Genomic DNA, 24,099 nt, shown 5'->3' with positions numbered 1-24,099 from the left:
CGATGCGCTCTCGGCTCGGAGTAACGCCGCGGCTCGCCCGCTGGCTCTATACGCTGACGATCTATCTGCTGTCGCCCCTCATATGGTGGCGGGTGTGGCGTGAGTGGGCACCCACTCACCCGCGACGTGAGCGACTCGGACTCATTGGGGTTAGCGGTGATCGCCCCCGTCTCTGGCTGCATGCGGCCTCGGTGGGCGAAGTCGTCACGGCCACGCCGTTGATCCGGGCGCTGCTCGACGATCATCCCGATCATGACTTGGTCATCACCACCATGACCGCCACCGGCGCCGAACGCGTGCGCCAGACCTTCGGCGACCGCGTCTCCCACCATTTCCTGCCACTGGATTTTCCCGGCAGCGCGCGGCGATTCATCACCCGCTTGAAGCCACGTCTGGCTATCATCGCCGAAACCGAACTCTGGCCCAATCTGCTGGCCACCTGTCAGCGCCGTAACGTACCGGTGGTGGTCGCCAACGGGCGCCTGAGTGCCGGCGCGTTCCGCCTCTATCAACGCTTTGGGGCATTGAGCCGCGGCATGCTCGAGACGATCGCCTGGATCGGCGCCAAATCCGCTGTCGATAGTGAGCGCTTCCAGACGCTCGGGGCTTTGCCGTCGCGGGTGGCGGTGACCGGGGCGTTGAAGTTCGATCTCGATGTGGACGATGCCACCCGTGAGGCCAGTCGGCAGCTACGAACGAGCTGGGGCGCGCGGCCGGTGTGGGTCGCGGGCTCCATTCATCCGGGAGAAGACGAACAGATACTCGAGGCGCACGCGTTGCTCAGGCGTCATCTTCCCACCGCGCTGCTGATTCTGGTACCGCGCCATCCGCAACGCTTCGAGGAGGTCCACGCTCGCTGTCTCGACGCTGGCGAGGCGGTGCTGCGGTTGAGCGCCCGGCCAACGCTGACCGATGCAACGACACTGCTGCTGGGCGACACCATGGGCGATCTGATGAAGCTCTACGGCTGTGCCGATATCGCTTTCGTCGGCGGGTCGCTCACGCCGATCGGGGGGCATAACCTGCTCGAGCCGGCGGCGCTGGGTGTCGCGGTGGTCAGCGGTCCGTATCTGGACAACCTGCGCGAGATCGCCGACATCCTGGCGCAGAGCGACGCGCGGGTCGAGGTCGAAGACGGCCAGGAGCTGGGCGAGGCGCTCGTGGCGTTGCTGAGCGACGACGAGCGCCGTCATCGGTTGGGTGAAGCGGGGCGGGCGGTGGTCGCCGCCAATCGCGGGGCGCTCGCCCGGACTCGCCGAGCGATCACCGCGCAACTGGCGGCATCAACCGAACATTAGAATTCTAGAACCCTTCCAGGACGATCTTGCCTCTGGCGCGGCCACTTTCGATCAGGGTGTGCGCCTTCTTGAGATTGGCCGCGTTGATCGGACCCATCGTCTCGGTCAGGGTGGTCCGGATGCGGCCGTCGTCGATCAGTCCGGCGACGCGATTCAGCAACGCACCCTGTTCCCCCATGTCCGGGGTCTGGAACAGCGATCGCGTGTACATCAGCTCCCAGTGAACCGAAATGGCCTTGCGCTTGAAATCGTTAATGACGAAGTTTTCGGGATCATCGATCAGGCCGTATCGACCCTGCGGCGCCATCAACTCGACGACTTCATCCTGATGGAGCTGGCTCTGGGTAGTGGAGAACACGAACCCCGGCGCGCCCAGGCCCAGCTGTTCGACCTGAGCGGCGAGCGGTTGGCTATGATCGATGACCGCGTGCGCGCCGAGGCTCTCGACCCAGGCGCGGGTCTCCGGGCGTGACGCGGTGGCGATGACGGTCATGTCGGTCAGTGCACGCAGCAGTTGAATGGCGATCGACCCGACGCCACCGGCGCCACCGATGATGAGAATGGCGTTGGCGGCGCCGACGACCGGACGCTCGACCTCCAGCCGATCGAACAGCATCTCCCAGGCAGTTATCGTGGTCAGCGGCAGAGCCGAGGCTTCGGCGAACCCCAGCGTCTTCGGCTTGTGGCCGACCAGGCGCTCGTCCACCAGATGGAATTCGCTATTGGTGCCGGGGCGGGTGAGTTCGCCGGCATACCAAACTTCGTCGCCGGGTTCGAAGCCGTCGACGTCATCGCCAACCGCCTTGACGATGCCCGCCGCGTCCCAACCCAGCACTTTCCACTCGCCCGGCTCCGGCGATGCGCTCGCGCGGATCTTGGTATCGATCGGATTGACCGATATCGCCTTGATTTCGACCAGCAGGTCGCGGCCTTCAGGCGCGGGCATCTCGCGTTCGATATCGATCAGCGAATCGGCGCGGTTGATCTCGCCCGGGGTCTCGTAAGCGACAGCTTTCATTTCGGTTCTTCCTCTGATTGACGATTGTGCCTCTCGTGACTCGATCATAGAGTAAGGGCTTCGATGCGTAATACGCACAAAAACCGCCGGTAGTATCAAAAAGGATACTGTGATGGCCAAGACTCACTATTCGCGTTTCGACTGCCAGCCGGGCTGTTCGGTGGAAGCCGCGGTCAGCCTCATCAGCGGCAAGTGGAAATGCGTGGTGCTGTGGTATCTGCTCGAGGAGGAAACGCTGCGCTTCAACGAGCTCCGTCGGCGCATCGCCACGATCACCCAGCGGATGTTGACCAATCAGCTGCGAGAACTGGAGACCGACGGATTGATCCACCGCGAAGTCTACGCCCAGGTTCCGCCCAAGGTGGAATACAGCCTCACGGTGCGGGGACGGGAACTGACGCCGATCCTGATGGCGCTGAAGGCGTGGGGCGACGCGCACATCGATCTGTTCGGCAACAACGGCACCGCGGGAAAGCCCTTCACGGCCGCCTCCCCAGCCAAGGTGTGAAGCCGCGAGACGGCTGATGAAACGGCAGTCGATGTAATGTCAGTCGATGTAATGTCAGTCGATCAGTGGCGGTCGATGACCGGTATCGAGGGAACGTTCGGCGCGAATGACGGACGAAGGTGTCAGACGCCTGTCATGGATAGCCCCGACAATCGTCCAGCGACATCCACCAATCGCTCGGGATCGTGCCATGGACCTTCGTTACAAGAGCCGCAAGTTGCGATTTTACGCAGGCGGTATCGCCAGCCTGCTCGTACCCGACGGTTTCTATCGGCAGCGTCTGAATCGATTGATGGCGTCACTACCCGCGGAAGAGATGGCCGCGCTGCTGGCGCGGGTCGACTATTACAACCGTCTGGCGAGTCCTTTCGACCCCGGCGAGGCAGCCGTGCGCATCGGCGACTTCCGCTACGAGAAACGCGGCGCTTATTTTCTCGATGCCAAGCAGGTGATGCGCCATTTCGATCCCGATCTACGCTTTGCCTACCAGTTCGGCGACGTCACTCGCGTGGCCGAGACGCCGACGATCGTCAAGAGTCGTCCCATCTGTCGCGAAGCGCAGCCGGGGAACGCGATTCCCTCCGGTCAGTCGGCGCCCTCCGGCAATGCCAACAACCTGCTGTTGAAACTCAACAGCGTGCGCCACTTCCATTTCGCCAATGATCGTCTCCCGTTTGCCGACAAGAAGCCGGGTGTCGTCTGGCGCGGCAAGTGTTTTCACGAGCATCGGGCGGCGGTGCTGCGTCAGTTCCGTCATCACCCGCGCATGGACATCGGCCAGAGTCACGCCAAGCGTCGCCACTAGCCCGATTACCGGCCGTATCTGTCGATCGGGGAACAGCTTCAGTACCAGTTCGTGTTGAGTCTCGAGGGCAAGGACGTGGCCACCAATTTGAAGTGGATCCTGTCGTCGAACTCGCTCTGCCTGATGCCACCGCCGCGCTACGAGACCTGGTTCATGGAGGGCGCGCTCGAGCCCTACGTCCACTATGTGCCATTGGCCGAAGACTGCAGCGATCTGGAAGCGAAGATGGACTACTACACTGCGCACCCGGAGGAGGCCGAAGCCATCGTGCGGCATGCCAACGCGCATGTGGCGCAGTTTCGTGACGGGCGTCGTGAACGACTGATCTCGTTGCTGGTCATGCACAAGTACTTCCAGCTTTCCGGCCAGCTCTCCGCTCAGCCGGGCCCCTCGTTTCTGAGCTCGGAATTCAACGCCAGCGCGGCGAGAAACAGCTGGGCGTGACGGTCCGCCAACGCCTCGAGATCGCGGTCGTAGCCGCCGCCGATGACGCCGGCGACGGGAATGCCCAACCGCCGGCAGCGCGTCAGCACGAAAGCGTCCCGGCGGTAGAGTCCATCCGTGGTCAGCGAGAAATGTCCCAGTCGATCTCCTTCATGCACGTCGGCGCCGGCGTCGAATAGCACGAACTGGGGGCGAAACGCGTTCAGAACCTCGTCGAGCTCGCGCTCGAGACACGCCATATAGGCGCTGTCATCCGTACCGCGCGGGAGCGCGACGTCACGGTCGCTGCGGCGCTTCTCGAAGGGGAAATTGGCCTCGCCGTGGAGCGACAGGGTGAAGACTCTCGGCTCGTCACGAAAGATCCAGGCGGTGCCGTCGCCCTGATGGACGTCGCAGTCGACGATCAGAATCCGCTCGAGACGGTGTTCGGCCAGCAGGCAATGTGCCGCGACCGCCAGATCGTTGAGCAGACAGTAGCCGCTGGCGCGATCGGCGTAGGCATGATGAGTACCCCCGGCGCTATTGAGTGCCAGGCCGCTCTCCAGTGCCGCTTCCACGGTGGCCAGCGTGCCGCCGACTTCCAGCAGTGTGCGCTCGACCAGCGCCGGCGACCAGGGGAAGCCGCTCGGCGTGCGCCGCGTGGTCGAGACTTCGCCCAGATAGAAGCGCTGCAGGTAGTCTGCGGTATGAGTGCGCAGCAGCGCTTCGCTGGTTGCCGGGCTCGGTGTTATCCACCGAACATCGCCGCGGGCATCGAAGCCCAGCGCCGATAGTCGCTCCCGCAGAACCCGAAATTTCGCCATCGGGAACGGATGGCGTTCGGGCCACTCGCAGCTGTAGCCGGAGTGATGAATGATCGGCAGAGTCACGGCATCTGCTCGACATTGTCTGCCACCGGGCAATCGCCGCTCAGCGCGTGAAGCGCTCGACGCCATTGTCGCCGCCGAGCAGCAGGGCATCTGCTGGACGCCGCGCGAACAGGCCGTTGGTGACCACGCCGACGATGGCATCCAGTGCCGCTTCCATCGCTTCCGGCTCGTCGAACAGCTTGTCGTAGCCGTCGAGGATGCGGTTGCCGTTGTCGGTGAGCACGCCGTCCCGGTAGACCGGCGTGATGCCGAGCTTGACCATCTCGCGGGCGACGTACGAGCGCGCCATCGGAATCACCTCGATCGGCAGCGGGAATCCGCCCAGCACTTCGACACGCTTGCTGGCATCGGCGATGCAGATGAAACGCTCGGCGCAGGCCGCCAGGATCTTCTCGCGGGTCAGTGCCGCACCACCGCCCTTGATCATGCGCAGTTTCGAATCGATCTCGTCGGCGCCGTCGACATAGACCGGTACCGTGCCGACGTAGTTGAGCTCGAACACGTCGATGCCGTGAGATTTCAGTCGTGCGGCGGTGGCTTCCGAGCTCGCCACCGCGCCGCGGAAATCATGCCGCCGCGTGGCCAGCAAGTCGATGAAATGGTTGGCCGTGGAGCCCGTGCCCACGCCGATCACCGCATCCGGCGTCAGCAGATTGTCGATGTCGTCGAGAGCTGCGGCGGCGACGGCGCGCTTGAGATCGTCCTGAGTCATGTCGGTTCCGGCAGGCTGATGGAGAAGATCGAGGTTCTGTCGGAAAGCCGGGCATGGGCGCGTGATCGGACAGAAACCGAAGGTGGTCATTATAAAGCAAGCGGCATGCGCTGCCGATGGCGCTGGACGCTCGGTGCCGGGGTCTGCTAACAATACGGGTCCACTATACCCACCGTTCTCGTGCCCGCCGGTTTCGAGGCGGAAGCGCTGCGCCCCAGCTGTTCGCCAGGACATACCCGAATGCAACTCGAAGACATCGTCAAGAAGATCCTCCAGGCCCGCGTCTATGAGGCGGCTCGGGAGACGCCGATTTCCCCGCTGCCCGCGCTCTCCCGCCGTTTTTCCAACCGGATTCTGATCAAGCGCGAAGACTTGCAGCCGGTGTTCTCGTTCAAGATTCGCGGCGCCTACAACAAGATGGCGCAGTTGAGCGAAGAGCAGAAGGCCAAGGGTGTGATCGCCGCCTCCGCCGGCAACCACGCCCAGGGCCTGGCGATGGCGGCGAAGCAAATGGGGGTCAAGGCGGTGATCGTGATGCCTCGCGTCACGCCGGACATCAAGGTGTCCGCGGTACGCGGCTGGGGCGCCAAGGTGGTGCTCCGGGGCGATGCCTTCGGCGAGGCGCTGAGCCACGCCCGGGAGCTGATCGCCGAACACGGCTATACCTACATCCCGCCCTACGACGATTTCGATGTGATCGCGGGCCAGGGCACCGTGGCGATGGAGATTTTGCGTCAGCACACCGGCCCGCTCGATGCGATCTTCGTGCCGGTCGGCGGTGGCGGTCTGCTGGCCGGCATCGCCGCCTACATCAAGTATCTACGCCCGGAGATCAAGCTGTTCGGTGTCGAGGCCGAGGATTCTGCCTGTCTCAAGGCGGCGCTCGAAGCCGGGGAGCGGGTGACGCTGGATCAGGTCGGGGTGTTTGCCGAAGGGGTCGCGGTGGCCCAGATCGGCGAGGCGCCGTTCGAGATCCTGCGTCATCACGTCGACGGCGTGATCACGGTCAATACCGACGAGATGTGTGCGGCGGTGAAGGACACCTTCGACGACACGCGGGCGGTGGCGGAGACCTCCGGCGCGTTGTCGCTGGCGGGGCTGAAAAAGTATATCCAGCAGACTGGTGCGCAGGATCAGACGCTGATGTGCATCAATTCCGGCGCCAACATCAACTTCGATCGTCTGCAGCATGTCGCCGAGCGCACCGAACTGGGCGAACAGCGCGAGGCGATCCTGGCGGTGCAGATCCCCGAGCGGCCGGGCAGCTTCAAGCAGTTCTGCCGGGTGATCGGGCGGCGCATGGTGACCGAGTTCAACTATCGCTACGCCGACCCCGACGGCGCGCACATCTTCGTCGGTGTGCAGGTCAAGCCCGGCGGGGAGGATCGTGAAGAGGTCATCCGCCGGTTGCGTGAAGCGGACTATCCGGTCGAGGATCTCACCGACAACGAGCTGGCCAAGCTGCATATTCGCCATCTGGGGGGTGGTCGGCCCAGGGAGCGCTTCGAGGAAGAGGTCTACCGTTTCGAATTTCCCGAACGCCCCGGGGCACTGATGAACTTCCTCACCCATCTGCCGGCGGACTGGAACATCTCGCTGTTCCACTATCGCAACCACGGTGCCGCCTATGGCCGAGTGCTGGTGGGGCTACAGATGCCCAATGGCGACCGCGCCCATGCCGAGGAGCACTTCGATCGCATCGGTTATCGCTACTGGAAAGAGACCGACAACATGGCGTATCGGCTATTCATGGCCTAGCCCCGGGTGTCGTCACTACAAAAGCGTGAAATAGGCCTCGAAAGGGTCTGAATCCGCCTTAAACCTTTTTGTGTAAAGGCCGATACTGTCGGGTAACGAAAAAGGTGTCATCCGGGCCGGAAACGCTCTTGTCAAGATTTTGGCCTGACCCTATAGTCGTGCGCGTCGCTGCGGGGGGCAGCGGCCGAACCCAACGCAGCGGAGTCGACATGAAACGCAAGCCCGACTTGGTAATGGCATTGGTATTGATCTTCGGCGTCGGCGTCGTGGCCACGGGCTATGCCCAGACGCTGTTAGGCGCTTGAGACCCGTCGGCATTCCGGATCAGCGGGCTGGTGACAGCCGGCGTAGCATGGAGTGACGATGTAGAGAATAAAGCCAATGGGGTGTGGCTCGAGACGGCCGGTAGCGGAAACGCTGCCGGCCGTCGTCGTTTGGGCTCTCGGTCTGCCTCTTTGAGCCTAGTCGGCGATCAACGCCGCGGCTGGATGATCCGTCGATCGCTGACGATCGCATCCAGCGGCACATCCCAGTCGGCCACCGGCAAGGCGTCTACTCTCTGGCAGTCGTGAGCGAGCCCGATCAGACGTGGCCGCGGGCGCTGACGGCGGGCAAAGGCAAAAGTGCGATCGTAGAAGCCGCCGCCCATGCCGATCCGTTGCCCTTCATCGTCGAATCCCACCAGCGGCAGCAGCACCGTGTCCAGCGCCCAGGCGGGCAGGCGATTGGCACGATGGGCGCCGAAACGCGTATCCGGCTCGGCAATGCCGAAACGATTGCGGGTCATCCGGGTGCCGGCGTGATAACGAACGAACCACAATCGATTATCCGACAGCGGCCGTAGCACCGGCAGATAGACGTGGGCGCGGCGTGAGGTCAGCCAGTCGATCAGCGGCTGCGGATCGATCTCGCCATCATTGGGTAGATAGAGCGCCACGCGACGAGCGCGTTGCAGCGCGGGCAGACGTTTGAGGCGACGGCAGAGTTCGCGGGAGGCGCTGCGTCGTTGATGCGGGGTCAGTGCGCGTCGACGTCGGCGCAATTGGCGACGAAGTTCGCGTCTATCGAGACTGCCGTTGACGACCGACTCGCCGTTCGGCGGTGTCATGGTCGGCTGGGCAAACTCGGTGATGATCGTTGCGGTGGTCTCGTTGAAAGACAAGAGAGTTCCCCAGAGTGCCGCTGTCATTCTGGCCCTGAACCTACTGGTTCAAGGTGGGTGGCCGCAGGCAAGCCTTCAGGCTTTCCGTCGCGCGGACATGCACACGGGCCTGCCTAGCATTTGGCCCCCTGGGTACTGCGCATAGGCTCGAGGGACTGTTATGACTGGCGCACACTCCAGGAAACACCACTATCGTAGCAGAGCGGCTCGCGTTGCCCAATGAAGGATTGAGAGACGGGGTAAAGCTTTCAGGATACCGGCGTCTTCTGGCCGGGTTCGCCCGCCTTGGCCAGCGCGCGCTCGAGCCTCTCGCTCAGATCACTCAGGCTCTGTTCGCCGGCGCGGTGTGAATCCAGCGCCGTCAGCAGTTCGTGGGTGATGTTGAGGGCGGCCATGATCGCGATCTTCTCGGCGCCGAGTACCTTGCCGCGAGAATGGATGCCGTGCATGGCGCGATCCAGATAGCGGGCGGAGCGCTTCAGCTGCTCCTGCTCTTCCGGCGGACAGGCGATCACGAAGGATTTGCCCAGCAAGGTGACTTCGGTCGTCGGGCGAGACGTGTCGCTCATGGTGTCGCTCCGGGGTGGGCGGTGAAGATCGATGCGGTAAGATGGGGGTATCGCGATTGATCCGTCACTATAGAGAGCCGATTATGGGCGGTCAACGCGGCGCCTGTCGCGCTGAACGTACATCAACGCTCGTGATTCCCCAATCTTGGATGCCGACATGTCGATCATCAACGACCAGCTCGATTTTTCCACCGTCGCCAACGTCTTTCTGGTGCATGGCAGCCTGCAGTCACCGGCGTTCCTCGACGGCCGCCTGTGCGCCGAACTCGGCCTGCATGACGTCAGCGCCGAAGGCTGGCTCGAGGAAGTCTGCCGCGCGCTCAACGTCGAGCAGCCGGAAAGCCGTGACGATGCCGACGTGCTGCTGGGCTGGCGGCGCCAGACGCTGGATGCGCTGTCCGCGGCCGAGCTGAACTTCGAGCCGATGCTGCCGGATGAGCTGTTCTCGCTCTCCGAGCGGGCTCAAGGTCTCAAGGAGTGGACGCAGGGCTTTCTCGAGATCGTCAACGAGGTGGATGGCGAAACCTACGAGAACTGGTCCTCGCCCTTGAAAGAGGCGCTGGAGGATCTCGGTCAGCTCTCGGCGATCGATGTCGATATCGCCGACGATCCCGAAAACGAGAACGATCTGTTCGCGCTGACCGAGCACGCCCGGATGGCGGCGATGCTGCTCTATACCGAGCAGCATCCCGGCGAGCCTCAGGTGGAACAGGTCGAGGCCGAAGACGGCGACCTGGCCGCCAACGACGGTGAAACGCCGCCGTCGCTGCACTGAATCCGCCCGTGCTTCGGGGCCTGGGTCTCGGAGAACCAGGACCTCGGAAAAACTAAGGCCTGAAAACCGGGCCCCGGAAAATTAGGCCCCGGAAAACCAGGCCACGGAAAACGAGAGACACGATCGTCAAACTTTCAGGCGTCCGTTCGAGTCTCGAGACGCACTGCGCAAGGAGAGAGGCATGTTACCCGAGCCGTTACCGCGTCTCGCGGCCATCACGATGGAAGAGTTCGCCGCCCGCCGCGAGCGACTGATGGCCGAATTGCCGGAAGGCAGCGCCGTACTGCTGCCGGGCGCTGCGCTCAAGACACGCAATCACGACAGCGAATACACGTTCCGTCAGAACAGCGACTTCCATTATCTGTGCGGATTCCCCGAACCCGACGCGCTGTTGCTGTTGTTGCCCGGCCGTGAAGCGGGCGAGGCGATTCTCTACTGCCAGGAGAAGGATCCCGAGAAAGAGGCCTGGACCGGGATTCGCATCGGCCCCGAAGGGGCCGTGAGCGACTACGGCATGGATGAGGCTTTCGACAATACCCAGCGATCCAGCCTGGCTGAACTGCTGGATGGTCGCCAAAGCCTGTATCTGCCGCTGGCCGATGCCGGTGCCATGGGCATTGCCGAGGGCGTGCGCGCCCAGTTGAGTGCCCGTGCGCGGCGGGGCGCGGTCGCGCCTACCCGGTTTGCCGATGTCAGCGCCCTGGTTCACGAACTCCGCCTGACCAAGAGTGAGGCCGAACTGGCGCTGATGCGTCACGCCGCGCAGATCAGCGCGCTGGCGCACTGCCGGGCCATGCACGCCAGCCGTCCCGGCCGCTTCGAATATCAGCTGCAGGCGGAGATCGAGCACGAATTCGTCTGGCACGGGGCGCGGGCGCCGGCCTACGGCACCATCGTCGGCGGCGGTGCCAACGCCTGCGTGCTGCATTACATCGAAAATGCCGCGCCACTGGCAGACGGCGATCTAGTCCTGATCGACGCCGGCGGCGAGTTCGATCTCTACGCCGGGGATATCACCCGCACGTTTCCGGTCAATGGCCGTTTCAGTGACGCCCAGCGCGCGCTCTACGACATCGTGCTGGCGGCAGAAGAGCGGGGCGTGGCGGCGGTCAAACCCGGCGCCACACTGGAAGCCATTCACCAAGGCGTGGTACGAGATCTTACAGCCGGGCTGATCGAACTCGGCTTGCTGGAAGGTGAGTTGGAAGCTTGCATCGAATCCCAGAGTTTCCGTCGGTTCTATCTGCACTCGACCTCGCACTGGCTCGGTCTGGACGTTCACGACGTCGGCAGCTATAGGGTCGACGGCGAGCCACGACCGCTGGAGCCCGGCATGGTACTGACGGTCGAGCCCGGCCTGTATATCCCCGACGCCGAGGATATTCCGCCACAATATCGCGGCATCGGGATTCGCATCGAGGACGACGTGGTGGTGACGGAATCCGGCGGTGAAGTACTGACCTCAGGGGTACCCAAGGCAGCGGATGCGATCGAAGCACTGATGAAAGCCCAGGATTGATCGTTTTTTGATCGGCGCCGTTGACGGCGCGAAGATTACGTAAATGATGTAAAGGCGGTGTAGGCCGCGTAAGGGCGGGTTTTTGAATTTCCAATCGTAACGGAGCGGCGGGCACGGATGGCTCAGACTCGACAACCAACCACGGTCGACGTGGCAATTATCGGCGGCGGCCTGGTGGGCGCCAGCCTCGCCTGTGCGCTGGGCGATCTCATAGAAGCCGAGCAAGCACGGGCGAATGAGCAAGCACGGGCGGACGAGCGAGAATCCGACGGTGAGCCGCGAGCGCCGTTGCGTGTCGCGATCATCGAGCCACAGCCGCTGCCCAGCGTCGACGAGGTCGGTGCCTATCAGCCCAGCTTCGATGCCCGAGCCAGTGCCATCGCCCATGGGTCGCGCCGGCATTTCGAGCAGTTGAAAGTGTGGCCGACGATGCGAGAGCAGGCATCACCGATCCGGCATATCCATGTCAGCGAGCGCGGCCACCTGGGGGCGACCCGGCTGCACGCCGATGAACTCGGCGTCGAGGCGCTGGGCTACGTCATTCCCAACGCCTGGATGGGGCGAGCGCTGCACGCGCGGCTCGATCGGCTGCCGATCGACTGGCACTGCCCGGCGCGGGTCGAGACGCTCGAGCCCGCGCACGGTGGTTATCGCCTCACGCTCGATACCGGCGAAATCATCCAGGCGGGCCTGACGGTGCTGGCCGACGGAGGACGCTCCGGTTTCAAGGAGCGTCTGGGTATCGAGAGCGACCATCATCCCTATCAGCAGACCGCGCTGATCGCCAACGTCGAAATGAGTCGGGCGCATGACGGCTGGGCATTCGAGCGCTTCACCCAGGAGGGCCCCATGGCGCTATTGCCGCTGACCGGGCGTCGGATGGAGTTGGTCTGGACCCATGAGCAGGGCGACATCGAGGAAGCCCTGGCGCTCCCCGATAGTCTGTTTCTCGACCGCCTGCAGCGCGCGTTCGGCGACCGTGCCGGGCGTTTTCGTCGGGTGGGCCAGCGGCACGCCTATCCGCTGTCGTTGATCACGGCGCGAGAGACGATCCGCCCGCATCTGGCCATTCTGGGCAACGCCGCCCATTCGCTGCATCCCGTCGCGGGGCAGGGCTTCAATCTGGCGCTGCGTGGCGTCATGGATCTCGCGGCCGCCATCGAGACGGCGCGAGCGAACGGTCGCACCGCCGGCGATGCCCGTACGTTGGCGGCATTCGAAGCCAGCCGCACGGCCGACACCCATCGGATCGTGCGCTTCAGCGACGGTCTGATTCGGTTGTTCGGTATCGATCATGCGGTACTCGGCTACACCCGCGCCGCCGGGCTGGTCGGGCTCAATGCGCTCGGACCGTTGCGTCGGACGTTGGCACGCCGCGCCATGGGAATCGAACGCTAGGCAAATCCCAGGAGGGAAGACGCGTAATGGATGACAGCGATGTAGTGATCGTCGGCGGCGGGGTGGTCGGCTCGACCTTGGCCCTGCTGCTGGGCGAAGCCAACTGGCGAGTGACGATCGTCGATGCGGCGCCGGCACCCGAAGAGATTGACACCTTGGGTCACGGGAAACCGGCGCTGCGCGTCAGCGCCTTGACGGCTGCGTCCCGCAGGCTTCTGACGGCACTCGATGTCTGGCCCTGGCTTGCCTCGCGTCGCGTCGCGGCCTATCGCGGTATGCAGGTCTGGGATGCCGAAGGCAGCGGCGAAATCCGGTTCGATGCCGAAGACGTGGGCGTCGATTCGCTGGGACATATCGTCGAGAACGACCTGCTGCTGGCGGCACTGGCTAAGCGATTGCAGGCGCTACCCAACGTGGAATGGCTGCATGAGGCGCGCCTGACAAGCTACGTGCGTGAGAAAACGGCGTGCGGGAACGACGTTGACCGCGAAGACGTTGACCGCGAAGACGTTCGCGATGCCGGCCGCGCCGTGGTCACGCTGGATAACGGCGAACAGCGCCGGGCGCCGCTGATCGTCGGGGCCGATGGGGCGAATTCTCCGCTGCGCGGGATGGCCGGGATTCCGGTTCACGAGCGCGACACCGGTCAGGCCGCCATGGTGACCAGCGTGCGTACCGCCGTCGGCCATGGCGCCATTGCGCGGCAGGCCTTCCTGGCCACCGGGCCGCTGGCGTTTTTGCCGCTGACCATCGAGGGCCGCGACGATCACTGCTCGATCGTGTGGTCGACCACGCCCGGCGAGGCTCGGCGCCTTACGGCCTTGGGCGAAACCGACGAGGGCCGGGCGCAGCTGGGTATCGAGCTGGCGCAGGGGCTGGATGGCCGGCTGGGCAACGTCGAGGTCATCGATGCCGCGCCGCACTTCCCGATCACCCAGCGCCATGCTCAGCGCTACGTCGACGAAGGGTTGGCGCTGGTCGGTGATGCCGCGCACAGTCTGCATCCGCTGGCCGGCCAGGGCGTCAACCTGGGGCTGATGGATGCGGCCGTACTCGCCGAGGAGTGGATTCGCGCCCGCCGTCGCGGCGCCGAGCCGGGTGATTCGCGCATTCTGGCGCGTTACGAACGTCGTCGACGCAGCGAGAACGCTGCCATGCTCGCCGCCATGCAAGGGTTCCAGCGGTTATTCGGTAGTGATCAGCCCGCGCTGCGACTGATTCGCAACTGGGGGCTCTCCGGTGTCGATCGGCTGATGCCGGTCAAGCGACTGCTGATCCGTCAGGCGCTGGGCGAATATGGGGATCTGCCCGAGCGGTGTCGTTGATAAGCGTCGTAGAGATGAATTCAGATCGATGTGTCTGAGTTCCAGCAAGAGGGGGGATCTCGATGCTGGGCCTGGATATGCTCCAGCATGACCAGGAGTTCGGGAATGTTTTCCTGAATGATGCTCCAGACGGTGTCGTTGTCCACGCCCAGATAGGCATGTATCAGTCGATTGCGAGTGGCGATGATCAGCCGCCATGGAACCTCGGCGTGATCAGTGCGGACGTCTTCCGGGATGCGAGTTGCGGCTTCACCAATCAGCGCAAGATTGCGAAGAGTGGCATCGTAGGTGAGGTCGCTCGAAACGAAGGTGTCTTGATCGAGACCTTCGGTATAGGCCAGAATTTTCTCGGCGAAACTGAGCATGTCGTCGATGTAAAAACGCCACTCGCGTTCTGGCCGTTGATTAGACATGAAGTGCTTCACGTTCGATGAAAGGTCTCAATTCCGGCCGCAATGCCTTTTCCGTGACCAGGTCGACCGGGCATTCCAGCAGGTCTTCGAGATAGAACTGAACGCCGAAGTATCGCGCTGACGTTGCCGGACCCTCGAAGCTTACCAGAATGTCGATATCGCTCTCCGGCGTCGCCTGATCACGCGCGATAGAACCGAATAGCGCCAGTGTTTTGACTTGAAACTCAGCCGACAAGGTCGGCAGGTGCTTTTGTAGCCGCCGCAGGACTTCTTTTCGATTCATCCGGTTTACCCCTTCTCAATCCGAGTGCCAGGACAGTCATGGCACCCGAGCCGATGAAAAGCGCCGTCTTTCGACTCAGTCCGCTTGCGCTCGAGGCGCTGGCTCCCCCGAACGGTTCCGCTGCACCACATTGAGCGCCTTGAGCAGATTCAGCGCTTCGCTCAGCTGATAATCGTCGGCGGCGACCGGCGTATCCGGGTTGTCGCCGGTGGCAGCGGGATCGCCATTCAGCAGATGACCGCGCAGGCTGGATTCACGCAGCTGCAGGCCGCTGTTCTCTTCCACTTCCAGCCGCCCCCTGACCACGCGAACGTCCGGGGCGATACCTTCGGCCTGGATCGAGCGTCCGCTGGGGGTGTAGTAACGCGCGGTGGTGAGCTTGAGACCGTCGCCGTTGCCGAGCGGCATCACCTGCTGCACCGAGCCCTTGCCGAAGCTGCGCGTGCCCATCAGCACCCCGCGGCCCTGATCCTGCAGCGCGCCGGCGACGATCTCGGCCGCGGACGCGCTGCCGCCGTTGATCAGCACCACCAGCGGCACGTCTGGAGCCACGGTTGCGGCGTGCGCGGTAAAGCGCATGTCGTCGTCCGGCAGGCGCCCCTTGGTGTAAACCACCAGCCCGCTGGAGAGGAACTGATCGGCAACGTCGACGGCGCTGGAAAGTACGCCGCCCGGGTTGTTGCGCAGATCGAGCACCAGTCCCTGCAGCGGTCCCGATTTCGTCAACGATTCCAGCGCATCGCGGGTCTGCTCGCCGGTGCGGCTCTGGAACTGGCTGATCCGCAGATAGCCGTAGCCGGGCTCGACGAGACGACTGGACACGCTCTCGGACTGGATCGACTCGCGCGTCAGTGTCAGGTCGCGCGGCTCCTGCTCGCCGTCTCGCAACAGCGTCAATTCGATATCGGAGCCGGCATCGCCGCGCATCAGATCCACGGCTTCCTGCAGGCTCAGATTGTTGGTCGGGGTGCCGTCGATGGCGACGATACGATCGCCCGGCTGAACGCCGGCGCGGGCGGCCGGAGTATCGTCGATCGGTGCGATGACGGTGAGCTGATCGTCGCGCAGGCCAACCTCGATCCCGACGCCGCTGAACTCGCCTTCGGTGGTTTCACGCAGGTTCTGGAAGGCATCGGCATCGAGATATTCCGAGTGCGGATCGAGCTGGCTGAGCATGCCGTGCATGGCGTTGCGCAGCAGCGTCTTGTCGTCGACCTTTTCCACATAGGTGCGCTTGATACGCTCGAAGACCTCGGCGAAGGTCTGGACGTCCTCCACCGGCAGGCCGTTGGCGGCATCCCGTTCGGCCTGGCTGAGAGCATCGCCCTGAGTCTGAGCGGGCGCGCCAGCAGCGCTGTCGGTCTGCGCCTGAGCGGCCGGAGCCAACCCCATGATGGGTATTAGCGCGAGCAGCAACGAGCCGATGAGCGTGCTGGCGAGAGGCCTTGTCTTCAGACGACTTGAATTCATGCGGTCTCCGCGACTCGAGCAGAAAGGATTGGTTGGCGCCGCTGAGCCCGACACCTTGCCACTCCGATGACGGAACGGCGTTTGATAACCCAGCATAGCGTTTCGGCGGGGCGATGATCCAGCGCAACCGGTGGTTACAGAGTGCCGGACCGATCAGCGGCGTCCGATCCAGCGGCTCGGGTCGATCGGATTGCCGTTCTGGCGCACCTCGAAATAGAGTGCCGAGCGCGACTGGCCGCCGGTATTGCCGACAGCGCCAACCGTCTGGCCGTTGTCCACCTGCTGTCCGGGGTCGACGTCGATCTGCTGAAGGTGGGCGTACAGCGTCAGAATGCCGTCGCCGTGATCGAGGATCAGCAGATTGCCGAAGCCACGCATCCAGTTGGCGAAGACCACCCGGCCGGCATGCACCGCCTTGATCGCGGTGCCTTCCGGCGCGCCGATCAGAATACCGTTGCGATTGACCCCGTCACCGCTGCCGTAACTCGACAGCATCGACCCTTGTACCGGCCAGGGCAGGCCGCCGCGGGTCTGACGAATCGCGGTCGAGGGCGGCGGCTTCTTCAGGTTGGCGAGCTCTTTCTGCATACGATCCAGCAGACGTTCGACGTGAGCCCTGTCCTGGTTGAGATCCTCGAGTCGAGACTGCTCGCTGTCGTAACGACCGCTGAGCTTGGCCACCAGCGCCTGACGTTCCTCGAGGTTCGACGCCAGCCGTTGGCGCTGCTGCTCGAGATCGGTCTGTACCTCGTCCAGGCGCGAACGACGCTGATCGATCGCCGCCAGATTGTCGTCCAACTGCTGGTTGAGCGCGCGCAGCTGCTCGAGCTTCTCGCGCCGCGCCGAGGAGAGCGCATTGAGATAGTGCTGGAGCCGATCGACCTCGGCGGGATCGTCCTGATTGAGTAACAACTTCAGTTGGGGCGTGGTGCCGAGACGATAGAGCGCGTCGAACTGGCGTGCCAGTGCCTCGCGCTGCTGGTCGCGATCGGCTGCCAGGGTCTGGCGCTTGTGCTGGAGCTTGTCGACTTCGCCATCGAGCTTATGGCGCTCGGTCTGGAGAGTATCCAGGCGTTTGTGAGTCTGGCCGATCGCCGTCTCGACCTGTTCCAGCTCGTCCTGGGCATCACCGCGAGCGGCCTGGGTATTTTCCAGCTTGCCCTGCAGCGCCTGGATGTCGGTCGCCAGGCTGTCCAGCCTGGCCCGGGCTTCCTGCGGATTGGCCTGACCCAGCGCGGGGCCGGCCAGCAGCAGACTGCCGGCCAGCAACAATGTAATCGTACCGCTACCGAGTCCGCACCGAGAGAGACGCCTGACTTGCCTACGACTCACGTTGGACGGACTCCCGCGTGGACGGTGACGACTCGCGAGTCAGCGTCACGCATCGTCGATCAGCACATTGCCGGTCATCTCTTCGGGCGCGGGCTTCTGCAGCATGTGCAGCAGGGTCGGTGCCAGATCGCACAGCCGACCATCCGACTTGAGCTTGGCGGATTGACTCCGGGCCACATAGACCAGCGGCACCATGAAGGTGGTGTGAGAGGTATGCGGATTGCCGGTTTTGGGGTCGACCATCATCTCGGCATTGCCATGATCGGCGGTGACCAGGCATTCGCCGCCGGCCTTCTGGATCGCCTCGACCACGCGACCGAGACATACGTCTACCGTCTCGATCGCCTTGGTGGCCGCTTTCAGGTCGCCGGAGTGGCCGACCATATCGCCGTTGGCGTAGTTGCAGACGATCAGGTCGTACTTGCCGGCCTCGATCGCCTTGACCAACGTCTCGGTCAGCTCGTAGGCACTCATCTCCGGCTTCTCGTCGTAGGTCTTGACGTCTTTCGGCGACGGGATCATGGCGCGATCTTCACCCTTGAACTCGGCCTCGCGACCGCCGGAGAAGAAGAACGTCACGTGGGCGTATTTTTCCGTCTCGGCAATACGCAGCTGGGTCAGGCCATGACTCTCCGCGACCTCCCCCAGGGTGTTGACCAGATCGTTGGGCGGGAAAGCGGCGGGCGTGTCGATGTCGTCGGCGTAGTGGGTCAACGTCACCAGACCCTCGCCGGCCAGCTTGATCCGCTCGCCACGATCGAAGTCGTCGAAATCCGGATTGACGAAGGCGCGGGTCAGCTCGCGGGCACGATCGGCGCGGAAATTCAGGAACAGGGCGGCATCGCCGTCGGCCATGACGATCTTGTCGCCGTTGGGGCGCACGGCAGTCGCACCGACGAACTCATCGGTCTCGCCGCGTTCGTACGCCGCTGCCAGCCCGGCTTCGGCACTGTCGGCGACGTACTCGCCCTCGCCGAAGCGCACGACGCGATAGGCCTTCTCGACACGATCCCAGCGGTTGTCGCGGTCCATGGCAAAGTAACGACCCACCACCGACGCGACGAAGCCATGGTCGGCACCGACCAGCTCGGCCAGCTTGGCGTTGGCTCGCTCGATCGAGGCGCCGGCACTCTTGGGCGCGGTATCGCGGCCGTCGGTGAAAGCGTGGAGGTAGATCCGCTTGGCGCCACGGCTGGCGGCGAGTTCCGCCATCGCCAGCAGGTGGTCCTCGTGGCTGTGCACGCCGCCGGGAGAGAGCAGACCCATCAGATGCACGGCGCCGTGGTTGGCGACGGCGTCATCGATGGGTGCGGTCAGCGCCTCGTTCGTCTTCAACGCGTCGTCGGCGATCGCCTTGGTGACGCGGGTGAAGTCCTGATAGACGATCCGCCCGGCGCCGATGTTCATGTGGCCGACTTCGGAGTTGCCCATCTGTCCGTCCGGCAGGCCGACGTAAGGGCCATCGGTATGAATCAGGGTGTTGGGGAAATCGCGCTTGAGACGATCCATCACCGGGGTATCGGCGGCGGCGACGGCATTATTGGCGGTATCGTCGTTCTGACCGTAGCCATCGAGAATCAACAGTGCGACGGGACGCGGGATGCTGGAAGTATCTGCCATGACAAGCCTCGAAAAATCGGATGAACGGAGTGAGTCGTGTCGAAACCAGCGGCGGCGGAATGCTTCGTCCTGAAGTCTGTCGTCCTGGAATCTGTCGTTCTGGAATCTAGCGTTCTGAATCAGAATCCTGAAGGATAGCGCACCGAGTGAGTCGGGTCAGCCGCCTGCCTTGGAATGCGCGAGCGCCCGCGCCTTCCTCGTTTCAACGGCGGCCTCGTGTATAATGGCCGGCGCCCGCTAGCGGGCCAGGAATTTCAGCCGCTCGCGTCCCGAGCAACGAAGGCTTCACATGCCAGGTTGCGGACGCGATTTGATGCAGACGCGCCAAGGGCGGAGTCGCACGCCATAAGGCGTTTTTGCGATCCCATTGGCCCCAGATTTAGAGTGTCGGCAGACCCATGATCGATCAGTTGTTCGAATTCGTCGAAAATCATCCGCTGCTGGTCAGCGCCTTTCTGGTCGTGCTGCTGGCATGGCTGGCATTCGAGGCCAAGCGCGGCGGCGCCTCCGGCGTCTCCACCACCGAGACCACGTCACTGATCAACCGCGAAGACGGTGTGGTGATCGATATCCGCGAGAGCAACGAGTTCAAGGCGGGCCACATCGCTGGCGCCAAGAACATTCCCCAGTCGCGTCTCAAGGAGCGGCTGCCGCAGATCGAAAAGCACAAGGACACACCGGTCATCGTGGTCTGCAAGCAGGGTCAGACATCGGCCGCCGCGGTCACCGAGCTCAGCCAGGCCGGATTTTCCCGGGTTTACAAGCTCAAGGGCGGCATGGCGCAGTGGCAGGCCGATGGCCTTCCGGTGGTACGGCGCTAGGCGCCGGCCATCGAGACTCATAGTCAATCAGGCTAGTCAGTCAGGAACGCTCTTATTCACTCAGGAACGCTCCTAGTCATTCAGGAACGTACAGGAAACGCATCATGGCGGAAGACAACAATCAGCAGGGTTCTCAGGATAAGCCGCAGTTGCAGTTCTCCCTGCAGCGCATCTACGTCAAGGACATCTCGTTCGAATCACCCAATGCGCCCAGCGTGTTCCAGCAGCCGTTCAAGCCCAAGGTCGGTCTGGATCTCGATACCACCAGCCAGTCGGTGGGCGAAGATCTCTACGAGGTCGTGGTCAAGGTGACGGCGCAGGTGTCGAACAACGAAGACGGCGCCACGGCGTTTCTGGTCGAAGTCGAGCAGGCCGGGCTGTTCCGCATCTCCGGTCTCGCCGGCGATCAGCTCGACCACACCCTGGGCGCGTTCTGCCCCAACGTGCTGTTTCCCTACGCGCGTGAGTGCATCGACAGCCTGGTCAGCCGTGGCAGCTTCCCTCCACTGATGCTGGCGCCGGTCAACTTCGAAGCGATGTACGCCCAGAAGAAGCAGCGCACCGCCCAGGCCAGCGAAACCACGCAGTAAATTCGAGCCATGGCCAAACCGCGTATTCATGTCGCCGCCAGCTTCTTCGCTGGCGGCGACATCGTTCTGCCCGACGGGCCGGCTCGCCACGTCTCGCTGGTGTTGCGCCTGCGCGAGGGCGCAGCACTGACGCTGTTCGACGGTAACGGCCACGAGGCCCAGGCCACGCTGATCGAGGTCGGCCGCAAGCGGGTCGTTGCCCGGATCGAGACGCTGACCGAAGGCGGCGGCGAGTCACCGTTGAGCGTGCATCTGGGCCAGGCGATCTCCAAGGGCGATCGCATGGACTACGCGATCCAGAAATCCGTCGAACTCGGCGTGGCCGCGATCACGCCGCTCTACGTCGAACACGGTGACGTGCGCCTCAAGGGCGAGCGCGAGGCCAAGAAACTGGCGCATTGGCAGGGCGTCGCGGTCAGTGCCTGCGAGCAGTGCGGGCGCGCCAGCGTGCCGGTGATTCATCCGCCACGATCGTTGTCCGAATGGCTCGGCGAGCGCGACGAGAGCCTGCGGCTGGTGCTGCATCCCGCCACCGACGATAGCTGGCAGCAGGCAGATTCAGTCGAGTCTGCGGCGTTATTGATCGGCCCCGAAGGCGGGCTCAGCAATGCTGAAGTCGACGCCGCCCGACGTGCCGGCTTTCAGGCGCTGACTCTCGGCCCGCGCATTCTGCGCACCGAAACCGCCCCCGTGGTCGCGATGACGCTGCTGCAGTACCATTTCGGCGATTTGTAGACGGGTCGTCGCTAGCTCTCGACGGCTTTTGCCGATCTCGCAACGAAAACACCCCGCCAGCCGTTATCCGGTTGGCGGGGTGTTTTCGTTGTGAATCGCTGACGGCTGCTGGCGTGCGGCTGGGTCGGGCGATTACAGCTCGAGATCGTACTCGACGATCAGCGGGGCGAACTCGCTGAAGGTCGCGTCGGTATCGATCCAGGCGTCTTTCACGTTGCGACGGAAGTTGGGGCCGACGATCTGATAGTCGAGACGCCAACCTTCCTGACGAGAGCGTGACACTTCCTGATCCAGCTTGGGCCACCAGGTGTACTGGCCGGCATCCCGATTGACTTCACGGAAGGTATCGATGAAGCCGGTCGGGCCGAAGACCTGATCCATCCACGCGCGTTCTTCGGGCTTGAAGCCGGGTGTCGTCTGGTTGTCGGTCCAGTTGGCGAGATCGAGTGTCTTGTGGGCGATGTGCCAGGTGCCGCAGATGATGTACTCGCGACGCTTGCGAGCCATCTTGCTCAAGTACTCGAGATACTGAGTCATGAATGTCTGCTTGGTGGCCGGATCGTCACCCTCGGGCATCAGGAACGTCGCGATGCTGAAGCGATCGTAGTCCGCCTGCAGAAAGCGACCTTCGTTGTCGCACTGCTCGAAACCCAGACCGTACATGATGGCCTTGGGAATCTTGCGGCAGTAGAGCCCGACCCCGGAAAAGCCATCCTGTTCGGCGTCCAGGAAGTAGCCTTCGTAGCCTTCCGGATAGAGAATGCTGTCATCGAGCTCGAAGCTCTTGGCCTTCAGGTTCTGCACGCAGACGACGTCAGCATCCTGTTCGGCCAGCCAGTCGAGAAAGCCCCGCTCGACGGCCTCTCGGATTCCGTTCACATTGATGCTGGCGATTTTCATACAGTGTTCCTTCTTTGTCGCGCGTGTATGATACCCGAGCTTGAAAGGTTTAGGTAAATGACTGCTGCGTTTGATCAAAACGGTAGCGGCCGTCATCAAACATGAGGCAATAGGGAGGCCTGGGGTGAGCGTCGAGATTCAGCCGTATCAACAGGAGTTCATCGAATTCGCCATCGCCGAAGGGGTGTTGCGCTTCGGTGAGTTCACGCTCAAGTCCGGTCGTGTCAGTCCCTACTTCTTCAATGCCGGTTTGTTCCGTTCCGGCCGTGCCCTGGCCCGCCTGGGACGGTTCTATGCCAGCGCCATTGCCGACAGCGGCATCGCGGCCGATGTACTATTTGGTCCAGCTTACAAGGGTATACCGCTGGCGGCGAGTACAGCCGTTGCACTGGCCGACCATCATCAGCGCGACATGCCCTTTGCTTTCAACCGCAAGGAAGCCAAGACTCACGGCGAGGGCGGCAATATCGTCGGTGCCGAGTTACGCGGCAACATCCTGATCATCGATGATGTCATCACCGCCGGGACGGCGATCCGCGAAGTCATGCAGATCATCCAGAACGCCGGTGCCAATGCTGCTGGAGTCGTGATCGCACTCGATCGTCAGGAACGGGGCCAGGACGCCGATGGCCTCAAGCCACACAGCGCGATCCAGGAAGTCGAGGCGACGTATAATATGCCGGTTGTGAGCATCGTCAACCTCGATCAACTGCTTGCCTACCTGGAAACCCGCCAACCCCGCGGCGGCGAAGACGGCTCTTCCGTCGCCCAGCACGCGGAAGCGATCCGCGCCTACCGCGACCGGTACGGCGTTACCAACACTCCTTGATCTATCGCTCCACCCGGCCGTCGGTTCCCGGCGCTGATGGTCGATGCTCGCGCCTGCTACGATTAGCCGCAGCAAGATCGTTGGCGAGTGGCGTTACAAATGGTTTAAAAACACCGTTTGATAAACGCGGAAATTATGCCACGCTTACGCCGTTAGTCCAACGCGATTTGGCACGAATGCCGGGAGACCTATCATGATCAAGAACCGCGGAATGAAGCCATGGGGCTTTGCCCTTGCCACGGCGAGCTTCGTCTTTGCCAGTCAGCAGGCGATGGCGCTGAGCGTTTCCGCCAACGGCGGCGACGAGTCTTTCGGTGTCGAAGCCAGTCAGACCATCTTTCCCACCTTGCGGGCCGGGGTTGGTTACCTGAATACCGATGACAGCGGCCACAATGCCAAGGCCTACTCGGGCTCGTTGATGTTCACGCCGTGGCTGCCGGGTATCGATCTCTCCGTCGGTGGTCGTTATCAGTACCAGGATACCTATTACGGTAACGGTGGCGGTCTAGGGCTCGGCGGTTCCGCGTTCGTCGACACGCCGATTCCGTTGACCTCGATCGGCGCCTACGGTTTCTACACGCCGGATGGCCTGACCAGCGGTGACGTGGAAAAGAGCTACGAATACGGCGCGCAGGCGCGGGTCAACATCATCTCGCAGACCTACGTCTACGGCGGCTACCGCTACATGCGTACCGATTTCGACAACGACAACGGCCGCACGCTGGATAGCGGTCCGGTGCTGGGCGTCAGCGTCGGTTTCTAGACCTTACTGAGCTACGAGCTACGAGCTACGAGCTACGAGCTACGAGCTACGAGCTACGACCGCGCCGGGTTAGAGGCGCGGTGGAAAGCGGCGCCGTCTCCCAGTTGTTACAGAAGATGCCGGCGCCCTTCTCGGGCGTTGTAGAGAGCGGGGCGCTGTAGAAAGCTGTGCCGATTGCGTATG

General features: G+C 63.2%; 25 protein-coding genes and 1 other RNA gene. 14 read left to right on the top strand and 12 right to left on the bottom strand.

The features are described from left to right. Nucleotides 1-2: 2 nt before the first annotated feature. The gene (gene waaA / locus BTW08_RS04895) at nt 3-1,298 is read left to right on the top strand and encodes a lipid IV(A) 3-deoxy-D-manno-octulosonic acid transferase (protein ID WP_075561407.1); all 1,296 of its coding nucleotides are present in this window, start codon (nt 3-5) and stop codon (nt 1,296-1,298) included. 4 nt (nt 1,299-1,302) lie between these two features. On the opposite strand, the gene BTW08_RS04890 is transcribed toward waaA, so the two are convergent. Beyond that, nucleotides 1,303-2,316, bottom strand: coding sequence for a zinc-binding alcohol dehydrogenase family protein (locus tag BTW08_RS04890; RefSeq protein WP_075561406.1), 1,014 nt, complete (start codon nt 2,314-2,316; stop codon nt 1,303-1,305). A 112-nt stretch (nt 2,317-2,428) separates the two neighbouring features. Between BTW08_RS04890 and BTW08_RS04885 the strand changes: the two genes are divergently transcribed. From BTW08_RS04885 to BTW08_RS18790, 3 genes are all read left to right on the top strand, one after another. Further along, the gene (locus tag BTW08_RS04885) at nt 2,429-2,824 is read left to right on the top strand and encodes a helix-turn-helix domain-containing protein (RefSeq protein ID WP_075561405.1); all 396 of its coding nucleotides are present in this window, start codon (nt 2,429-2,431) and stop codon (nt 2,822-2,824) included. 190 nt (nt 2,825-3,014) lie between these two features. Then, nucleotides 3,015-3,629 carry a hypothetical protein gene (locus BTW08_RS18795; protein ID WP_083627689.1) on the top strand — a complete coding sequence of 205 codons (615 nt, stop codon included), beginning with the start codon at nt 3,015-3,017 and terminating at the stop codon, nt 3,627-3,629. Nucleotides 3,630-3,647: 18 nt separating this feature from the next. Then, nucleotides 3,648-4,073, top strand: coding sequence for a glycosyl transferase family 90 (locus tag BTW08_RS18790; protein WP_083627688.1), 426 nt, complete (start codon nt 3,648-3,650; stop codon nt 4,071-4,073). Here BTW08_RS18790 and BTW08_RS04875 read toward each other — a convergent pair. After that, nucleotides 4,007-4,942 carry a histone deacetylase gene (locus tag BTW08_RS04875; protein ID WP_075561404.1) on the bottom strand — a complete coding sequence of 312 codons (936 nt, stop codon included), beginning with the start codon at nt 4,940-4,942 and terminating at the stop codon, nt 4,007-4,009. The two genes, BTW08_RS18790 and BTW08_RS04875, sit on opposite strands and share 67 nt — an antisense overlap. A 40-nt stretch (nt 4,943-4,982) precedes the next feature. Further along, complete coding sequence (gene rpiA / locus BTW08_RS04870) at nt 4,983-5,654, bottom strand: ribose-5-phosphate isomerase RpiA (protein WP_075561403.1); 672 nt, start codon at nt 5,652-5,654, stop codon at nt 4,983-4,985. 240 nt (nt 5,655-5,894) lie between these two features. Here rpiA and ilvA point away from each other — a divergent pair, with 240 nt between their 5' ends. Continuing rightward, nucleotides 5,895-7,412, top strand: coding sequence for a threonine ammonia-lyase, biosynthetic (gene ilvA, locus BTW08_RS04865; protein ID WP_075561402.1), 1,518 nt, complete (start codon nt 5,895-5,897; stop codon nt 7,410-7,412). 472 nt (nt 7,413-7,884) lie between these two features. Here ilvA and BTW08_RS04860 read toward each other — a convergent pair whose 3' ends face one another. The 3 genes from BTW08_RS04860 to BTW08_RS04850 form a co-directional block, all read right to left on the bottom strand. Beyond that, nucleotides 7,885-8,520, bottom strand: a complete 636-nt coding sequence (locus BTW08_RS04860) for a 5-formyltetrahydrofolate cyclo-ligase (RefSeq protein ID WP_075561610.1) — start codon at nt 8,518-8,520, stop codon at nt 7,885-7,887. A 56-nt stretch (nt 8,521-8,576) separates the two neighbouring features. Further along, nucleotides 8,577-8,760: non-coding RNA, 6S RNA (ssrS, locus tag BTW08_RS04855), on the bottom strand. A 62-nt stretch (nt 8,761-8,822) separates the two neighbouring features. Continuing rightward, nucleotides 8,823-9,143 (bottom strand): cell division protein ZapA, encoded by a 321-nt coding sequence (locus tag BTW08_RS04850; protein ID WP_075561401.1) that lies wholly within the window; start codon nt 9,141-9,143, stop codon nt 8,823-8,825. A gap of 157 nt (nt 9,144-9,300) precedes the next feature. Between BTW08_RS04850 and BTW08_RS04845 the strand changes: the two genes are divergently transcribed. The 4 genes from BTW08_RS04845 to BTW08_RS04830 all read left to right on the top strand — a co-directional run bounded on the left by BTW08_RS04845 (nt 9,301) and on the right by BTW08_RS04830 (nt 14,160). Continuing rightward, the gene (locus tag BTW08_RS04845; protein WP_075561400.1) at nt 9,301-9,918 is read left to right on the top strand and encodes a UPF0149 family protein; all 618 of its coding nucleotides are present in this window, start codon (nt 9,301-9,303) and stop codon (nt 9,916-9,918) included. A gap of 181 nt (nt 9,919-10,099) precedes the next feature. After that, nucleotides 10,100-11,437: a Xaa-Pro aminopeptidase gene (pepP, locus tag BTW08_RS04840; protein WP_075561399.1), complete on the top strand. Its 1,338-nt coding sequence runs from the start codon at nt 10,100-10,102 to the stop codon at nt 11,435-11,437. 117 nt (nt 11,438-11,554) lie between these two features. Beyond that, nucleotides 11,555-12,835 (top strand): 2-octaprenyl-6-methoxyphenyl hydroxylase, encoded by a 1,281-nt coding sequence (gene ubiH / locus BTW08_RS04835; RefSeq protein ID WP_075561398.1) that lies wholly within the window; start codon nt 11,555-11,557, stop codon nt 12,833-12,835. A gap of 26 nt (nt 12,836-12,861) precedes the next feature. Then, on the top strand, nt 12,862-14,160 hold the full coding sequence (locus BTW08_RS04830) for a UbiH/UbiF/VisC/COQ6 family ubiquinone biosynthesis hydroxylase (RefSeq protein ID WP_075561397.1): 1,299 nt from the start codon (nt 12,862-12,864) through the stop codon (nt 14,158-14,160). Nucleotides 14,161-14,180: 20 nt separating this feature from the next. Here BTW08_RS04830 and BTW08_RS04825 read toward each other — a convergent pair whose 3' ends face one another. From BTW08_RS04825 to gpmI, 5 genes are all read right to left on the bottom strand, one after another. After that, a complete protein-coding gene (locus BTW08_RS04825; protein ID WP_246837643.1) occupies nt 14,181-14,585 on the bottom strand; it encodes a DUF86 domain-containing protein in 405 nt (134 codons plus the stop codon). Beyond that, on the bottom strand, nt 14,566-14,856 hold the full coding sequence (locus BTW08_RS04820) for a nucleotidyltransferase family protein (RefSeq protein ID WP_075561395.1): 291 nt from the start codon (nt 14,854-14,856) through the stop codon (nt 14,566-14,568). The genes BTW08_RS04825 and BTW08_RS04820 overlap by 20 nt, the downstream gene beginning before the upstream one ends. 75 nt (nt 14,857-14,931) lie before the next feature. After that, nucleotides 14,932-16,326, bottom strand: a complete 1,395-nt coding sequence (locus BTW08_RS04815; protein WP_246837642.1) for a S41 family peptidase — start codon at nt 16,324-16,326, stop codon at nt 14,932-14,934. A gap of 153 nt (nt 16,327-16,479) precedes the next feature. Beyond that, complete coding sequence (locus BTW08_RS04810; RefSeq protein WP_246837641.1) at nt 16,480-17,658, bottom strand: peptidoglycan DD-metalloendopeptidase family protein; 1,179 nt, start codon at nt 17,656-17,658, stop codon at nt 16,480-16,482. Nucleotides 17,659-17,703: 45 nt separating this feature from the next. Continuing rightward, nucleotides 17,704-19,278: a 2,3-bisphosphoglycerate-independent phosphoglycerate mutase gene (gene gpmI / locus BTW08_RS04805; RefSeq protein WP_075561393.1), complete on the bottom strand. Its 1,575-nt coding sequence runs from the start codon at nt 19,276-19,278 to the stop codon at nt 17,704-17,706. Nucleotides 19,279-19,676: 398 nt separating this feature from the next. Between gpmI and BTW08_RS04800 the strand changes: the two genes are divergently transcribed. From BTW08_RS04800 to BTW08_RS04790, 3 genes are all read left to right on the top strand, one after another. Further along, nucleotides 19,677-20,099: a rhodanese-like domain-containing protein gene (locus BTW08_RS04800; RefSeq protein WP_075561392.1), complete on the top strand. Its 423-nt coding sequence runs from the start codon at nt 19,677-19,679 to the stop codon at nt 20,097-20,099. Nucleotides 20,100-20,203: 104 nt separating this feature from the next. Further along, nucleotides 20,204-20,689, top strand: coding sequence for a protein-export chaperone SecB (gene secB, locus BTW08_RS04795; RefSeq protein WP_075561391.1), 486 nt, complete (start codon nt 20,204-20,206; stop codon nt 20,687-20,689). 9 nt (nt 20,690-20,698) lie between these two features. After that, complete coding sequence (locus BTW08_RS04790; protein ID WP_075561390.1) at nt 20,699-21,424, top strand: 16S rRNA (uracil(1498)-N(3))-methyltransferase; 726 nt, start codon at nt 20,699-20,701, stop codon at nt 21,422-21,424. 132 nt (nt 21,425-21,556) lie between these two features. Here the strand turns inward: BTW08_RS04790 and BTW08_RS04785 are convergent, their stop codons facing one another. Continuing rightward, the gene (locus BTW08_RS04785) at nt 21,557-22,324 is read right to left on the bottom strand and encodes an exodeoxyribonuclease III (RefSeq protein ID WP_075561389.1); all 768 of its coding nucleotides are present in this window, start codon (nt 22,322-22,324) and stop codon (nt 21,557-21,559) included. 124 nt (nt 22,325-22,448) lie between these two features. Here BTW08_RS04785 and pyrE point away from each other — a divergent pair, with 124 nt between their 5' ends. After that, complete coding sequence (gene pyrE / locus BTW08_RS04780) at nt 22,449-23,153, top strand: orotate phosphoribosyltransferase (RefSeq protein WP_075561388.1); 705 nt, start codon at nt 22,449-22,451, stop codon at nt 23,151-23,153. Nucleotides 23,154-23,346: 193 nt separating this feature from the next. Then, nucleotides 23,347-23,916 carry a YfaZ family outer membrane protein gene (locus BTW08_RS04775; protein ID WP_246837640.1) on the top strand — a complete coding sequence of 190 codons (570 nt, stop codon included), beginning with the start codon at nt 23,347-23,349 and terminating at the stop codon, nt 23,914-23,916. Nucleotides 23,917-24,099: the final 183 nt, after the last annotated feature.

Origin of the sequence: Salinicola sp. MH3R3-1, from assembly GCF_001937155.1 — a bacterium.
GTDB lineage: Bacteria > Pseudomonadota > Gammaproteobacteria > Pseudomonadales > Halomonadaceae > Salinicola > Salinicola halophyticus.
This window is presented reverse-complemented; position numbering and strand designations above follow the sequence as displayed.

Coding starts and splice junctions, on each gene's coding strand:
- waaA (WP_075561407.1), top strand. CDS start 3: ATGCGCTCTCGGCTCGGAGTAACGCCGCGGCTCGCCCGCTGGCTCTAT.
- BTW08_RS04890 (WP_075561406.1), bottom strand. CDS start 2,316: ATGAAAGCTGTCGCTTACGAGACCCCGGGCGAGATCAACCGCGCCGAT.
- BTW08_RS04885 (WP_075561405.1), top strand. CDS start 2,429: ATGGCCAAGACTCACTATTCGCGTTTCGACTGCCAGCCGGGCTGTTCG.
- BTW08_RS18795 (WP_083627689.1), top strand. CDS start 3,015: ATGGACCTTCGTTACAAGAGCCGCAAGTTGCGATTTTACGCAGGCGGT.
- rpiA (WP_075561403.1), bottom strand. CDS start 5,654: ATGACTCAGGACGATCTCAAGCGCGCCGTCGCCGCCGCAGCTCTCGAC.
- ilvA (WP_075561402.1), top strand. CDS start 5,895: ATGCAACTCGAAGACATCGTCAAGAAGATCCTCCAGGCCCGCGTCTAT.
- BTW08_RS04860 (WP_075561610.1), bottom strand. CDS start 8,520: ATGACACCGCCGAACGGCGAGTCGGTCGTCAACGGCAGTCTCGATAGA.
- BTW08_RS04850 (WP_075561401.1), bottom strand. CDS start 9,143: ATGAGCGACACGTCTCGCCCGACGACCGAAGTCACCTTGCTGGGCAAA.
- BTW08_RS04845 (WP_075561400.1), top strand. CDS start 9,301: ATGTCGATCATCAACGACCAGCTCGATTTTTCCACCGTCGCCAACGTC.
- pepP (WP_075561399.1), top strand. CDS start 10,100: ATGTTACCCGAGCCGTTACCGCGTCTCGCGGCCATCACGATGGAAGAG.
- ubiH (WP_075561398.1), top strand. CDS start 11,555: ATGGCTCAGACTCGACAACCAACCACGGTCGACGTGGCAATTATCGGC.
- BTW08_RS04830 (WP_075561397.1), top strand. CDS start 12,862: ATGGATGACAGCGATGTAGTGATCGTCGGCGGCGGGGTGGTCGGCTCG.
- BTW08_RS04820 (WP_075561395.1), bottom strand. CDS start 14,856: ATGAATCGAAAAGAAGTCCTGCGGCGGCTACAAAAGCACCTGCCGACC.
- BTW08_RS04815 (WP_246837642.1), bottom strand. CDS start 16,326: ATGAATTCAAGTCGTCTGAAGACAAGGCCTCTCGCCAGCACGCTCATC.
- gpmI (WP_075561393.1), bottom strand. CDS start 19,278: ATGGCAGATACTTCCAGCATCCCGCGTCCCGTCGCACTGTTGATTCTC.
- BTW08_RS04800 (WP_075561392.1), top strand. CDS start 19,677: ATGATCGATCAGTTGTTCGAATTCGTCGAAAATCATCCGCTGCTGGTC.
- secB (WP_075561391.1), top strand. CDS start 20,204: ATGGCGGAAGACAACAATCAGCAGGGTTCTCAGGATAAGCCGCAGTTG.
- BTW08_RS04790 (WP_075561390.1), top strand. CDS start 20,699: ATGGCCAAACCGCGTATTCATGTCGCCGCCAGCTTCTTCGCTGGCGGC.
- BTW08_RS04785 (WP_075561389.1), bottom strand. CDS start 22,324: ATGAAAATCGCCAGCATCAATGTGAACGGAATCCGAGAGGCCGTCGAG.
- BTW08_RS04775 (WP_246837640.1), top strand. CDS start 23,347: ATGATCAAGAACCGCGGAATGAAGCCATGGGGCTTTGCCCTTGCCACG.